The sequence below is a fragment of the Aeromonas sp. 5HA1 genome (assembly GCF_029237245.1).
GTDB lineage: Bacteria > Pseudomonadota > Gammaproteobacteria > Enterobacterales > Aeromonadaceae > Aeromonas > Aeromonas salmonicida.
The window spans coordinates 49,267-62,957 of sequence record NZ_JAACFW010000018.1 but is presented as its reverse complement, the minus strand read 5'-3'; the positions used below and the strand labels follow the sequence as shown (position 1 = coordinate 62,957).

General features: G+C 57.2%; 12 protein-coding genes. 1 reads left to right on the top strand and 11 read right to left on the bottom strand.

Going from position 1 to position 13,691, the window contains the following annotated elements; all coding sequences use genetic code 11:
- Positions 1–30 precede the first annotated feature (30 nt).
- The 11 genes from GWQ27_RS16085 to tapM all read right to left on the bottom strand — a co-directional run bounded on the left by GWQ27_RS16085 (position 31) and on the right by tapM (position 10,859).
- The gene (locus GWQ27_RS16085; RefSeq protein WP_058393825.1) at positions 31–699 is read right to left on the bottom strand and encodes a phosphoglycolate phosphatase; all 669 of its coding nucleotides are present in this window, start codon (positions 697–699) and stop codon (positions 31–33) included.
- Positions 686–1,360 carry a ribulose-phosphate 3-epimerase gene (gene rpe / locus GWQ27_RS16080; protein ID WP_005317108.1) on the bottom strand — a complete coding sequence of 225 codons (675 nt, stop codon included), beginning with the start codon at positions 1,358–1,360 and terminating at the stop codon, positions 686–688. Before rpe ends, GWQ27_RS16085 begins: the two co-directional genes overlap by 14 nt.
- A 192-nt stretch (positions 1,361–1,552) precedes the next feature.
- Positions 1,553–2,425, bottom strand: a complete 873-nt coding sequence (locus GWQ27_RS16075; protein ID WP_017412038.1) for a Dam family site-specific DNA-(adenine-N6)-methyltransferase — start codon at positions 2,423–2,425, stop codon at positions 1,553–1,555.
- 70 nt (positions 2,426–2,495) lie between these two features.
- Positions 2,496–4,091: an SPOR domain-containing protein gene (locus GWQ27_RS16070; protein ID WP_275907771.1), complete on the bottom strand. Its 1,596-nt coding sequence runs from the start codon at positions 4,089–4,091 to the stop codon at positions 2,496–2,498.
- A complete protein-coding gene (gene aroB, locus GWQ27_RS16065; RefSeq protein WP_275907770.1) occupies positions 4,084–5,163 on the bottom strand; it encodes a 3-dehydroquinate synthase in 1,080 nt (359 codons plus the stop codon). Before aroB ends, GWQ27_RS16070 begins: the two co-directional genes overlap by 8 nt.
- Before the next feature lie 14 nt (positions 5,164–5,177).
- Complete coding sequence (aroK, locus tag GWQ27_RS16060; RefSeq protein ID WP_005317117.1) at positions 5,178–5,696, bottom strand: shikimate kinase AroK; 519 nt, start codon at positions 5,694–5,696, stop codon at positions 5,178–5,180.
- A 191-nt stretch (positions 5,697–5,887) separates the two neighbouring features.
- The gene (locus GWQ27_RS16055; protein ID WP_111587368.1) at positions 5,888–8,080 is read right to left on the bottom strand and encodes a type IV pilus secretin PilQ family protein; all 2,193 of its coding nucleotides are present in this window, start codon (positions 8,078–8,080) and stop codon (positions 5,888–5,890) included.
- Positions 8,081–8,096: 16 nt separating this feature from the next.
- A complete protein-coding gene (locus GWQ27_RS16050) occupies positions 8,097–8,627 on the bottom strand; it encodes a pilus assembly protein PilP (RefSeq protein WP_275907769.1) in 531 nt (176 codons plus the stop codon).
- A complete protein-coding gene (gene tapO / locus GWQ27_RS16045; RefSeq protein ID WP_275907768.1) occupies positions 8,624–9,223 on the bottom strand; it encodes a PilO family type IV pilus biogenesis protein TapO in 600 nt (199 codons plus the stop codon). The genes GWQ27_RS16050 and tapO overlap by 4 nt, the downstream gene beginning before the upstream one ends.
- Positions 9,220–9,798 (bottom strand): PilN family type IV pilus biogenesis protein TapN, encoded by a 579-nt coding sequence (gene tapN / locus GWQ27_RS16040; RefSeq protein WP_005317129.1) that lies wholly within the window; start codon positions 9,796–9,798, stop codon positions 9,220–9,222. The genes tapO and tapN overlap by 4 nt, the downstream gene beginning before the upstream one ends.
- Positions 9,786–10,859 (bottom strand): PilM family type IVa pilus assembly protein TapM, encoded by a 1,074-nt coding sequence (gene tapM, locus GWQ27_RS16035; RefSeq protein WP_275907767.1) that lies wholly within the window; start codon positions 10,857–10,859, stop codon positions 9,786–9,788. Before tapM ends, tapN begins: the two co-directional genes overlap by 13 nt.
- Before the next feature lie 285 nt (positions 10,860–11,144).
- Here tapM and GWQ27_RS16030 point away from each other — a divergent pair, with 285 nt between their 5' ends.
- The gene (locus GWQ27_RS16030) at positions 11,145–13,631 is read left to right on the top strand and encodes a PBP1A family penicillin-binding protein (RefSeq protein ID WP_275907766.1); all 2,487 of its coding nucleotides are present in this window, start codon (positions 11,145–11,147) and stop codon (positions 13,629–13,631) included.
- The last annotated feature ends 60 nt before the right edge of the window (positions 13,632–13,691 follow it).

Genomic DNA, 13,691 nt, shown 5'->3' with positions numbered 1-13,691 from the left:
TAATCCTTGTTATTCGGCCAACCCGACACCTTACTCGGCTAACAGGGCATCGAGCTGGGCAAACTGCTCATATACCCAGTCCGGGCGGGAATCTGCAATGGGACGTCCATAGTTGTAGCCGTAGGTGAGCCCCACTACTTTCATGCCGGCAGCCTGAGCAGCCAGCACGTCATTTTCGGAATCGCCCACCATCAGGGTGCGGGACGGACTGACGCCCAGCTCATGGCAGGCATGCAGCAGGGGCTCGGGGCTCGGCTTTTTGACCGGCACACAGTTGCCACCCAGCCAGAGCGCGAAACAGTCGCTGATGCCAAGGGCATCCAGGATTGGCTGCACGAAGTGACTCGGCTTGTTGGTCACCACGGCCTGTTTGTAACCCAGCTTTTGCAAGCGGCGCAGGCTCTGTTCCACACCATCATACATTTCAAGCCCTTCCAGCAGGCAGGCCTGATAGTGCTGATCGAACAGGGGGCGGGCCCTGGCAAACAGTTCAGGAGCCTCACGATAATCCAGGGCGCGCTGGATCAGCTTGTCGGCGCCATTGCCGACCCAGGTACGCACCACGGCTTCATCAGCCTCGGCCAGACCCAGTTCAGTGAGGGTACGGTTGACCGCCAGCGCCAGCTGGGGGGCACTGTCGATCAGGGTGCCATCCAGATCGAACAGCACCAGATCAAAATCACGCTCAGCGCTGGACATGGCTCAGCTCCGCACGCATCTGGTCGATCACCGCCTTGTAGTCAGGCTGGCTGAAGATGGCAGAGCCCGCCACGAACATGTCGGCACCCGCTTCGGCGATGGCGCGGATATTGTCTACCTTGACGCCGCCGTCGATCTCGAGGCGAATGTCACGGCCGCTCTCGTCAATCAGGCGACGCACCTGACGCAGCTTGTCGAGTGTACCGGGGATGAAGCTCTGGCCACCGAAGCCAGGGTTGACCGACATCAGCAGGATCACATCCAGCTTGTCCATCACGTACTCCAGACAGGAGAGCGAGGTCGCCGGATTCAGCACCAGACCGGCCTGACAGCCCTGCTCCTTGATGAGACCCAGGGTACGATCCACGTGATCGGACGCTTCCGGGTGGAAGGTGATCAGGTTGGCCCCCGCCTTGGCGAAGTCCGGAACGATGCGATCCACCGGCTTGACCATCAGGTGCACATCGATGAGCGCCTTGATGCCATAGTCGCGCAGGGCCTGACAGACCATGGGGCCTATGGTCAGGTTGGGAACATAGTGGTTGTCCATCACATCGAAATGCACCACGTCGGCACCGGCGGTCAGCACCCTGGCAACATCGTCACCCAGACGAGCGAAATCGGCGGAGAGGATTGAGGGGGCAATCAGAAAGTCTTTCATCAGCGTCATCCATTGGCAGCGTGGCAGAAAAAGCGGCGCAATTTTACCGCAAATATCAGATGAAAACGACCCGAACACAGGCAGGAAAAAGCGGGTCACCCGATTTATCGCCCATATCCAGCAAATACGAGGCGAACACCAGGATGGCGGCAGGCAGAAACAGCAGCGGCACCCGAAAGTGCCGCCAGAGGATCAGCCGAGCGAAACAAGTTCGGCGTCGCTTGGGTAGTAGCCCTGTTCCGGCTCTATACCGGGCGGATAAAGCGCCAGCAGCTCGGCTACCTTGTTGCGACTGCCTCCGTTGCGACTGATGGTGCGCTTGACCAGGATCTCGTCCAGTCGGGCGCCACGATAGAGCTCACGGGTCAGCGCTATGTCGTGGTTGCTGATTAGCACCGGCACCCCCTTGCGGGCAGCGGTATGACGTGCCAGCCGCGCCAGTATGGCCTGATCGTCCAGGGTGAAGCCGCCGGCTGAATAAGTGGTGAAGCTCGCCGTGTTGGAGAGTGGCGCATAGGGGGGATCGCAGTAGATCACCCAGTCTTCCTCGGCACGCTTGATGGCATCGGCGTAGCTTTCACAGATGAAGGTCGCCTTCTGCGCCTTCTCGGCAAAGGCCCACAGCTCTTTTTCAGGGAAGTAGGGCTTCTTGTAGGAACCGAACGGCACGTTGAAGCCGCCCTTCTTGTTGTAACGGCACAAGCCATTGAAACCGTGGCGGTTGAGAAACAGGAACAGCATCGCCCGCTCGAAGGTAGTTTCAGTCTGGTTGAACTGGGTGCGCAGCCGATAGTAGGCCGCCTTGTGATTGTGCTCCGCTACGAACAGCTTGCGTGCTTCGGTGATGAAATTATCCGGCATCACCTTGAGATGGTTGTACAGGCAGATCAGATCCGGATTGATATCGTTGAGCACATAGGCATCGTAGTCGGTGTTGAGAAAAACAGACCCGGCCCCGACGAAGGGCTCCAACAACACACGCCCGGCAGGCAAACGCTCGGCAATCTCTTCAACCAGGGAGTATTTTCCCCCGGCCCATTTTAAAAAAGCGCGTGTTTTTTTCATGGAAATCCGGTGTTAAGAAGGCATAGACCCAAAAAGGGGGACGATTCTACCCCCTTCTCAGGCCGAATGGCTATTGCTTCAACTCTTTTTGTACCTGAGCAAACGACTTGGGCCAAGGCTGCCCCTTGAGCAGGGCGGGCGAGAGCTTGCGAATGGCGGCCTTGGCTTGAGTGGTGTTGGCGTAATCCCCTTGCAGCACCACATACCAGGGGCTGCCACGGAACTGGGTTTTGTAGACCCAGACATTGCCAGTCAGACCATGTTCGGCCACAAACTTGTCAACCGCGGCAGTGTTGCTCGCCCCCATCAGCTGGACGCTGTAGTGATTTCTGGGCTTCTTGTTCAGGGTCGCCGTCGGCGTCAGGGCGACCTTGGGCGCAGGTGCAGCCGCCGGTTCGACAACGGCTGGCTTGGCGACCGGTTTGGTAACGGGGGCCGTGTTCCGGGCCTTGGGCTCAGTGGCCGATTGGGGAGCTTGCGCTGTCAGTCCCTGGGTCGATGGGGTCTCGGTCGAAGCAGCCCGGGAACTGACACCGGTCAGCTCATCCACCACACCAGTGGGCAAGGCACCGCTGACATTGGGTTGTTTCATCAACTTCTGGACCACCTCGTCGGAGATCACCACACGGCGCCCCTCATAGTTGGTCGATTCAGTGGTCAGCGTTTCGCTCTCGACGGCTTTGGGCAATACCTTGGCATCAGGCTGCCAATCACGCACCACACCGCCGGGGTTATCACCGCTGACATTCGGGCTGCTTTGACCGCCATTCTGACCGTCATTGCTGCTACCGCCTGCGGTCAGTGGATCTCCGCCTGAGACGGGAATGGGCAAAGCAGTGGTTTGCGAGGGGGTGAGCCCGGTGCTCTTGCTTTCGTCGCTGAACAGGGCTGGCAGCAGATAGCTCAGGGCCAGCAGACCGCCGGCAACCAGCGCCAACACTATGGCAATCTTTTTAACGGGCAACTCGGCCTGACGTTTCTTGGGCCTTCTGTCGGTCATGATATCCTCCAGTAACTGCATGATGGTGGACGGATGTCCATTCGCCACGTTCAGGATCTCTTCCACTTTCAGCTTGGGCAAGAGGGCTGTCGGGATCTTGAGCTCTTTGGCTTTCTCATACAAGAAGATACGTTGCTCCGGTGCGCTCAGTGGCGCGACCTCCAGCTCCAGAGCCGGCATGGCCCGCCCTTTTAGCAGGCTCTTCTGAGTGCGACACCAGACGTCACTCCCGGAGAGCACGATCGCCAGCTGGTGTGGCATGGGCAGGGTATCGTTGTGACGACAGAGACTCCACAGCTCGCCGACCAGCTCGACAGGCAGCTCGTCAGCACGCTCGATCAGCAGCAACAGGGTGGAGGGCTTGCCCTCCAGCATGCGAAAGAAACTCTCTGCCAGCGCATCCTGCGGATTGAACAGCGGCCTTGCCACCACCTGGGGCAGCAGCAGCTGGCGCACGTCCGCCATCTTCATGGCTGCACTGCCAATCAGGCTCACTACCCGCACTTTTTCGGGCAAGTTGCCGAGCAGGGATTCACACAGGGTGCCGCGGCCACTACCGGGTTTGCCGGAGAGAAAAATAAAAGGGTGATTGAATTCAATCAGATGCAGCAGCCGATCAACCAGCTGCCGCTGGGAAGGAAATTTAAGCAGCTTATTGTTACTCACGACCAGACTCAATCACCGCCAGCAATTCATCATCGGAGACATCGGCTACGACCTGTGCGTGACCGATACCGACCGGCAGCACCAGTCGCAACTTGCCTTCCAATACCTTCTTGTCTCGGCGCATATGGCGAATGAAGGCAGCGAAATCCATATCGGCAGGTGCCTGAATGGGCAGATTGGCCGCCAGCAGCAGATCGCGAATGCGGGCAAGCTGCCTTGCATCCAGATCGCCCCGAGCCTCGGCCGTGGAGGCAGCCATCATCATGCCTGCGGCAACCGCTTCACCGTGCAGCCAGTTGCCATACCCTTTTTCAGCCTCGATGGCGTGACCAAAGGTGTGACCAAGATTGAGCAGAGCGCGAACCCCGTGCTCCGTCTCATCCTGCGTCACCACATCGGCCTTGATTTCGCAGCAACGGCGGATGGCATACGCCAAGGCCGCTGGTTCCAGCGCCTGCAGACGGGACATGTTGGTTTCGAGCCAGGAGAAAAATTCGGCGTCCCAGATGATGCCGTACTTGATGACCTCGGCCATGCCGGCGGCAAATTCGCGGGCAGGCAGGGTCTTGAGGCACTCGGTATCAATGACCACATGCTTGGGCTGATAGAAGGCTCCAATCATATTCTTGCCGAGGGGATGGTTGACGGCGGTCTTGCCGCCGACGGAGGAATCAACCTGGGAGAGCAGTGTGGTAGGCACTTGAATAAAAGGAATGCCACGTTGATAGCTTGCCGCAGCAAAGCCGACAACATCTCCTATCACACCGCCCCCCAGGGCGATCAGTGTCGTGTCCCGACCATGATTGGTTTCCAGCAGAGCAGACATGATCCACTCGAAGGTTGCCAGGGTCTTGTAAGCCTCACCGTCCGGCAGTATCAGGTGTTCAACCTGAAAACCGGACAGCAACTGGATAATCCGCTCAAGATACAAGGGAGCGACAACGGTATTGGTCACTATCATGACCCGTTTTCCCTTGATGGTTTGTGTCAGCACTTCTGCATGCTGCAACAGACCCGCCGCTATCTCGATGGGATAACTGCGTTCACCCAGTTCGACCTTCAACCTTTCCATGGACGTCCTCTAGATTACATGCCGATCAACTTAACAATTTGATTGGCAACGATTTTAGCGCTCTGATCATCAGTCTGGATGACAAAGTCAGCCACTTCTTCATACAGCGCATTGCGCTCTTGTGCCAGACGCTCGAGCACTTCGCGCGGCGGCTCTTCGGTTTGCAGCAGTGGGCGACGCTTGTCTCTTTGTGTACGCGCCAGCTGCTTCTCAATCGTTGTTTCGAGGTATACCACGATACCGCGAGCAGAGAGCTTGTTCCGTGTTTCTCGGCTCTTGATGGCACCGCCACCTGTCGCCAGCACGATACCCTGCTGTTCTGAAAGGTCGCCTATGACCTTCTCTTCGCGGATCCGGAAACCCTCTTCGCCTTCAACATCGAACACCCAGCCGATATCGGCACCACTGCGGCGCTCAATCTCATGATCTGAGTCGAAAAACTCCATATGCAGTTGTTCTGCCAGATGTCTACCTATGGTGCTCTTGCCCGCACCCATGGGACCTATCAGGAAAATATTGCGTTTCTCAGCCATGTCTTTTCGTTAGTAATTACAAACTGTACGACCCCGACAAACACTCGATCGGGGTACCTATGAACCTTATCTTGCGATGGATCAGGAGGGGGATTATCTCAATAGAAATCAGGACTGGCAACCGCAGCCCTTACGCCCCAGCATCATTGGGGCGTAAGGTTATATGTGTTTTACCCTCACATGTAAAGCATTCAGAAGGCGTCGGTAACTATCTTGGGTGTCACGAAAATCAGCAATTCCCGCTTTTTATTCTCGCTGGTTGTCTTGCGAAACAACACGCCAAGGCCCGGGATATCACCAAGCAGAGGCACCTTGCTGACGTCGCTCTTGATGGTCTGCTGATAGATGCCGCCGAGCACCAGGGTCTCGCCATTGTTGACCAGCACCTGGGTCGTGATGGACTGGGCGTTGATGGAAACCGCATCACCGGTACCGGTCGGTACCGTTTCACCCTTGGTATCCTGGGTCACGGTCAAGTCCAGAATAACCCGATTGTCCGGCGTGATCTGGGGGGTAACCTTGAGGCTGAGGACAGCCTTCTTGAAGGTAACCGAGGTAGCACCACTGGAGGAAGACTCCACATAGGGGATCTCGGTCCCCTGCTCGATCAATGCAGGTTTCTGGTTGGCCGTGGTGACTCTTGGACTCGCGATAATTTCGGCCTTGCTCTCCTTTTCCAGCGCCGACAGTTCAAGATCCAGCAGAGTGCCATCCGCCAGACGAGCAACCTGGAATGCCAGGGTGCCAGCGGCGTTGGTGACCGGCAGGTTGACGTTCATCCTGTCTTCTACCCCGGGTCGAGTGATGGCAGAACCACCGTTGTTGTTGCCTGATCCATCGTTGCCCTCGATGCTGCCTGAAGTACTGTTACCGTGCCCGTCGTTCTTGGTCACCCCCCAGCGCACCCCGAGCGCCTCGTCAAAACCATCATCTATGGTGACCATGCGCGCTTCGATCACCACCTGCTTGACCGGAATGTCGAGGATATCCAGCATCCGCTTGATGTTGCTGATCACATCGGCAGTGTCCTTGACCACCAGCACGTTGGTCCGCTCATCCACGCTCACCGCCCCTCTGGCAGAGAGCAGCTTGGTGTTCTCGGAGGAGAGCAGGGAGGCTACCTCGGTCGCCTTGGCATAGTTGATCTGCAGGTATTCTGTGTAGAGAGGGGCCAACTCGGCCACCTGGTTGCGACTCTCCAGTTGCTGCTTCTCACGCAGCGCAATCTCTTCGGCAGGCGCTACCAGCAAGATATTGTTATCCAGCCGTTTATCCAGCCCTCTCACCTTGAGGATGATGTCCAGCGCCTGCTCCCAGGGCACGCCATCGAGTCGCAAGGTAATGTTGCCTGCCACTGAGTCCGTGGTGACCAGATTGAGGTTGTTGAAATCAGCGATGAGCTGCAACACGGTTCGCACCGGGATATCCTGGAAGTTGAGCGAGATAGGCTTGCCCTGATACTGTTTTCCAGCCGTTGCCGCTATGCGTTTCTTCACCTCTACGATGAACATTTTGTCAGCCTGATCGTAACGGTAATCAAACTGGCCGTTGACGGAGAGCTCGAACAGGGTGTCATTGCCCTGACGGAACACTTCCACCTGGGATACGGGGGTGGCGAAGTCCTGCACATTGATCAGGTTGAGCAGCTCATCCGGTATCCGGGTGCCATGAAATTTGGCCAGCACTGTCTGCCCGCGGCTGCTGACATCCACCGCTGCAGAGCTGTTGTCCAGCATCACCAGAAACTCCCCCTGCCCATCCTTGCCCCGTCTGAAGTCCACGCCCTTGACGGAATTGAAATAGGCGCCGCTCGCCTCGGTGCGGGATACGGGCAAAACCGGTTTGCTGGCAACAGGGGCGGCAGCCTGGGCTGACTGGGCAACTATCTGGGTATTAATCAAGGCTGACTGAGTGACGGCTTGTGTATTGACAGGCGCAGACTGTGCTGACGATACCATGCCGGATGACTGGGACGAGGCAGGAGGTGGCATGCTTGCCTTGTCTCCCAGCGCCACCAGCAGCTTGTTGCCCTGCTGATGCACCTGATAAGGGGTCAACTGGTCGAGGGCAATCTTGATGTCGAGACCTGTCCCTTTACCCTCTACCTTGAGGTTGTCGACCCCCTGTTGCTTGATCGGCAGCGGATTGACATTGAGCGCCCCCACTGCCCCAGGCACATGCAACAGCAGCTGGTTAGGCTGATAGGAGAGGCGGTCGGTAAATCCGCTGACGGGTTCACTGAAGCTCAGCTCCAGCAACAGCTGATCGGCCATCAGCGGATTGACCCTGACCTCTTGCAATGTGGCCACGGCCCAGGCCTGGCCACATACTCCGGCGCAAAACAGCAGGACTACTCTGGTGACACTACCTATTGTTGCTCTCATCGCAGTTCATCCCTGATTATCGTTTTGCTTCAAGATTGGCCATGCTCAACTGGGTTTCTCTGGTGACCCAACATCCTTTGCCATCCGGTACAGTCTCAATCAAATCCATGCTAGTGTCAGTGATCCTGATCACCCGCCCCTGATCCAATCCCATGTGCTGATTGAGACCAACCCGTATGGATTGACCATCCGGCGTCCGGACCAGAGCCCACAGCTGCCCTTGCTGGCCAAGGGAGCCCTGCATGATGAGGTTGGCCAGAGAGTACCTCTCCAGTACCTCCTTCTCCCGGTTGGCCACTATCTGGGCACAATCAGGCTTGACCTTGGCATCGACCTTGGCACTGCTGGTCTCCGGCTGGGGAGTAATAAAGGGGCTACGCTGCTCACTGAGCCGATAAGCCATGGGAGAAAAGGGTTTGATTTCAGGCAATGGCTCAATGGGGACCGGCTTCCTGGCCTTGGTCTGAGCCACATAATTATCCATGTCATCCTGGCCACTGCAGGCGGTCAGCAAACACACCGGCAACAGCACGCAGATCATTCTCATTTTTTCTGCCCCACTGACTTGCCGTTGTACTTGTAGGTCTTGGCCAGCATCGACATGGCGATCAGCTCATCTTCTCCCTTGCTCTGGCCAAGGTTGAACGACTCAAGGATGACAATACGCGGCAGAGCCGCCATGTCCGCCGTGAACTTGCCAATCTGATTGTAGGTGCCCACTACTTCGATACGCATGGGCAGTTCGGTCGAAAACTCGTGCTTGATCTCTGGCTCCCAATTGATGCGATTCAATTTGAGGCCATTGTCGGTCGCGATGAAACTGATATCGTCCAGCAAACCCGCCACCTCATGGGTGTTGGGTAACTGCTTGAGCTGGGCATCCACCAGTTGTTCAAGCTGCACCATTTGCGCCTTGTATGCGCCCAGATTGGCCGCAAGCATCGCCTTGCTCTCAAACTGCCCCTTCAGCTCCGCCTCTTTATTTGTCTCCTGTGTCAGCAAGGTCAACGAATTTGCTATCACGTAGTAATAGATGGCCCCCCCCAGCAACGTACAGAAAAACAGGATGAAAATTCCTTTGGCCAGCTTGGGCCAGCTGGCAATGCTGTTGAGATCCAGTTCATTGAGTTGTTGCAGGTTCATTGTTGCCCCTTAGTCACATCGACGGTGACGCCGGCTGTCGTCGCGACCAGAAACATCATGGAGAACTGACTCAGCGACACAGGTGCGACATCTGCCGCAAAAATCGTGCTGATCTGTGACTGGCTCAGCCAACCGGAACCATCGATGCGCCGCATCATGCTGGCGACCCTGCCATAGGCTTCAGTCTTGCCGTTGACGTCGATCCGGTTGCTTTGCAAAGCAAGCGTATTCAGATAAACCCCATTGGGCACCAGCGAAGGCAGCTGATTGAACAGGCGAACCGGCAAATTGCGACGCATCTGCAGCTGTTCAATCAACTGCATGCGATCGATCAGCTCCTTGCGTCGCTCCTTGAGCAAGCGGATCTCGCCAAGTTGCGCATCGAGTATGGTCATCTCTTGCAACAAACGCTGATTGCGTTGCTGCTGATGGCTGATCTGCTGCTTCACCAGCCAGTCGGCGGCAAAGCCGAGAGAGGCGGTGATCGCCAGGAAAATCCCGAGCATGACCCCGAACTGTTTCTTCTGGCGCAGGGCGCGGGCTTCGCGCCAGGGGAGCAGGTTTATATTTGACATGGTGTGAAGCTCCTCAATGCCAGCCCCAGCGCCGTCATGTACTTGGCACCATGGACCACACCTCCCTCCCCTTTAGGCTTGCCGAACAAGCTGAAAGGATCCGGATGCAACACCTCACAATTGAGTTCATCTTGCAGTTGACTGACAAGCCCGGGCAGCAGGCTCCCGCCTCCGGTCAGGACAAGCTTTGACAACTCCCGATAGCCAGAGGAGCTGCAAAACAGCTGAACGTTGCGCCTGACTTGCTGCAACAGGGCATTGACATGGGGTAACAGCACATCCAGCTCATGGTCAGCGGGCAGAGTGCCTTTGATCTTGGCCTGCTCGGCTTCCTCCAGGCTCATGCTGTAAAAAGAGGAGAGTGCCTGACTGTATTGATCCCCGCCAAAATTCTGCAGTCTGGAATAAATCGTCTGGCCTTTGACCAAGGCCGCAAACGTCATGGCACTGGCCCCGATATCGATCACTCCAACCGGTTTTTCCCAGGCAAGCAGCTCGGGCTGGCAGGCGAGGACGGCGCGCCCAAGGGCATGAGCTCCCACATCTACTACCTTGGTGGTCATGCCCGCCTCTGCCAGGGCGCTGACCCGCCCGTTCACGCTTTCGGTACGGGCCGCACTCAACAACACTTCCTGCCGGTCCTGATCACTGGCCAGGCTCAGGATCTCAAAATCCAGGCTCACTTCATCGAGGGGGAAAGGGATGATCTGCTCGGCTTCCAGCTGTACCTGATTTTCCAGTTCATTTTCGCTGAGGCGAGCATCGACCTGGATCACCTTGGTAATGACATTGGAGCCAGTAACGGCAGTGGCCGCATACTGGCTGTTGCCATTGATAAGGCGCTTGAGAGTCTTGAGAGACTGGCTGACCCGTTCGATATCCTGCAACTGGTAATCGACCAGGGTGCCCTTGGGGGTAACGACTTCCGCCACCGATTCGAGATGCAGTTTGCCGGGGCGACCAGTGATGGTCACGGCCTTGATGGTCTGGCTCCCAAAATCAATGCCTGCCAAGGGAAGCAAGGAACCTTTATTAAATAGCCCAAACATATACACATCCATGCGTTATTGGGTTTTAGGATTGATTGTAGGACAGCTCACAGCAAGGTGATGGCTTAACTCATCCTAAATGCTCTATCTATCAATGTCATAAAGTTTGTACCGAAAAGTGATGCATCTCGCTTTCTGGCTGCCCCCACCTCCCCTTGGTTATTGAGCCACAGAATGCTAACCTCCCGCCTCTTGTCGAGGACCCTGACTACGAACAGGAAAACCTCGAATTTACGGAGGCAAAAGGGCTATACTCTGCGCCCGTTGGCTAATTTTAAGACGATTGGTAGTTCTTCCATGCTGAAATGGCTCGTACGCCTGTTTATTGTCATGATACTGGGTGCTGTGCTGGGTGTTGCCAGCCTCATCGGTATCTACTTCTACATCAAGCCCCAATTGCCGGATGTGACCGCCCTGCGCGACGTCAAGCTGGCCACCCCGATGAAGGTGTACAGCCGGGATGGGGAATTGATCTCCCAATTTGGCGAAATTCGTCGCATCCCTCTGCATCTGAACGAAATTCCCCAACCCATGATCGATGCCGTGCTCGCGACCGAGGATGCCCGCTTCTATGAGCATCCGGGTATCGACCCGATCGGTATCGTTCGGGCTGCCACTGTCTGGGCTGTTTCCGGCCAGGCTCGCCAGGGTGCCAGTACCATCACCCAGCAGGTCGCCCGCAACTTCTTCCTGAGCAACGAAAAAACCATAGTGCGCAAGGTCAAGGAGGTGTTTCTGGCCTGGCGCATCGAGCAGAATCTCTCCAAAGACGAAATTCTGCAGCTCTATCTGAACAAGATCCCCCTCGGTTACCGTGCCTTCGGGGTCGGTGCAGCCGCTCAGGTCTACTTCGGCAAAGAGGTCAAGGATTTGACCCTGGACGAGATCGCCATCATAGCCGGCTTGCCCAAGGCACCGTCGATGCTGAACCCGATCCGTTCACCGGAACGTGCCTTTGCCCGCCGCAACGTGGTGCTGGGTCGAATGCTGGAAACCGGCAAGATCACCCAGGCCCAGTATGACGAGGCGTCCAAGATGCCCATCAAGGCCCGTTATCACGGTGCCGAGATCACCCTCAATGCTCCCTATCTCGGGGAGATGGTGCGCCAGAAGATGGTGCAGCAATTCGGTGAAGATGCCTACACCATGGGCCTGCACGTCTATACCACTGTCAGTGCCAAGCGCCAGCGCGCCGCCCGTCAGGCCTTGCTGGATGGGGTGTTCGACTATGACACTCGTCACGGCTACCGTGGCGTGACAGCACTGCTGTGGAAATCAGGCGAAGCCGATTGGGATTACGAGCAGATAATGGCCCATCTGGCCAAGCAACCTACTTATGAACCCCTGATGGCGGCCGTGGTCACCAAGCTGGATGACAAGGGGGCGACCCTGGTGCTGAAAAATGGCAAGCAGGCTGAGCTTGGCTGGAACGGCATCAAGTGGGCTCGCGCCTTCATCACGGACGATCGCCAGGGCTACGCCCCCCGTTCCGCCCGTGATGTGCTGAAAGTTGGCGCCCAGATCTGGGTCCGAGAGAAGGGCGAAGCCTTGCTGCTCTCCCAGATCCCCGAGGTCAACGCTGCTCTGGTGGCCATGAATCCGCAGGATGGTGCCATAGAGGGACTGGTCGGCGGTTTCAGCTTCGAGCTGTCCAAATTCAACCGGGTCGATCAGGCACGCCGCCAGATAGGTTCCAACATCAAGCCTTTCCTCTATGCCACAGCGCTTGAGCAGGGTTATACCCTGGCCTCCCTCATCAACGATGCCCCCATCAACCAGTGGGATCCCTCCAAGGGCCCCATGTGGCAGCCCAAGAACTCCCCGGCCATCTACGAAGGCCCCACCTCACTGCGTCTCGGCCTTGCCAAGTCCAAGAACGTGATGTCGGTGCGGCTGATGCGCGCCATCGGTCTGGACACCTATATCGACGGTCTGACCCGCTTCGGATTCGCGCGCGATACCATCTCCGCCAACGAATCGCTGGCTCTGGGAGCCGCCGAATTCACCCCGCTGGAAGTGGTGCGTGGCTATTCAGTCCTCGCCAATGGCGGCTTCCAGGTGACCCCCTACTTCATCACGGAAGTAGTCGACAGCTTTGGCGTCCCCGTTTATCAGGCCAATCCGGCTGCAGCCTGCCGTGATTGCGGCGTACTGGCGGCGGCAAGCCTCGACAGTGCCGATGCCTATGCCAATACAGCTCCTGACTGGAAGGCCCAGTGCCCTATCGATCCTGTCGTGCCCAACAACATGGCGCCGCAGACCATCAGTGCCCAGAGCGCTTTCCTGGTCACAGATACCCTGACCACCGCCATCTGGGGTGGCAATGGCTGGCGCGGTACCGGCTGGCGCGCGGCGCGGGATCTCAAGCGTCACGATATCTCCGGCAAGACGGGTACCACCAACGAATCCCGTGATGCCTGGTTCTCCGGCTATACCCCGAATCTGGTCGCCACTTCCTGGATCGGTTTTGACAACCACCAGCGTGGTTTGGGCCGGGCCGAGTTTGGCGGCGGAGCTGCGCAGCCCATCTGGATCGACTTCATGAAGACGGCGCTCAAACAGGTACCCGAGCGCAAGATGCCGGTACCGGAGGGGATCATCACGGTGCGGATCGACCGTGAAACCGGTCTGCTGACCAACCGCGCAGACGGCAGCACCGAGGAGTTCTTCAAGGAAGGCACGGAACCGACCCGCTTTGCGACCCAGAGCTCGGACGGCAATCAGGTGTATGGCGGCGATGGCTCGCCCACTGACGGACCCGTCTCCACCGACGATATCTTCTAAGCAACACCAGATGACAAAACCGGCGCCAAGGCGCCGGTTTTCTTTTTCTACGCCTGCAAT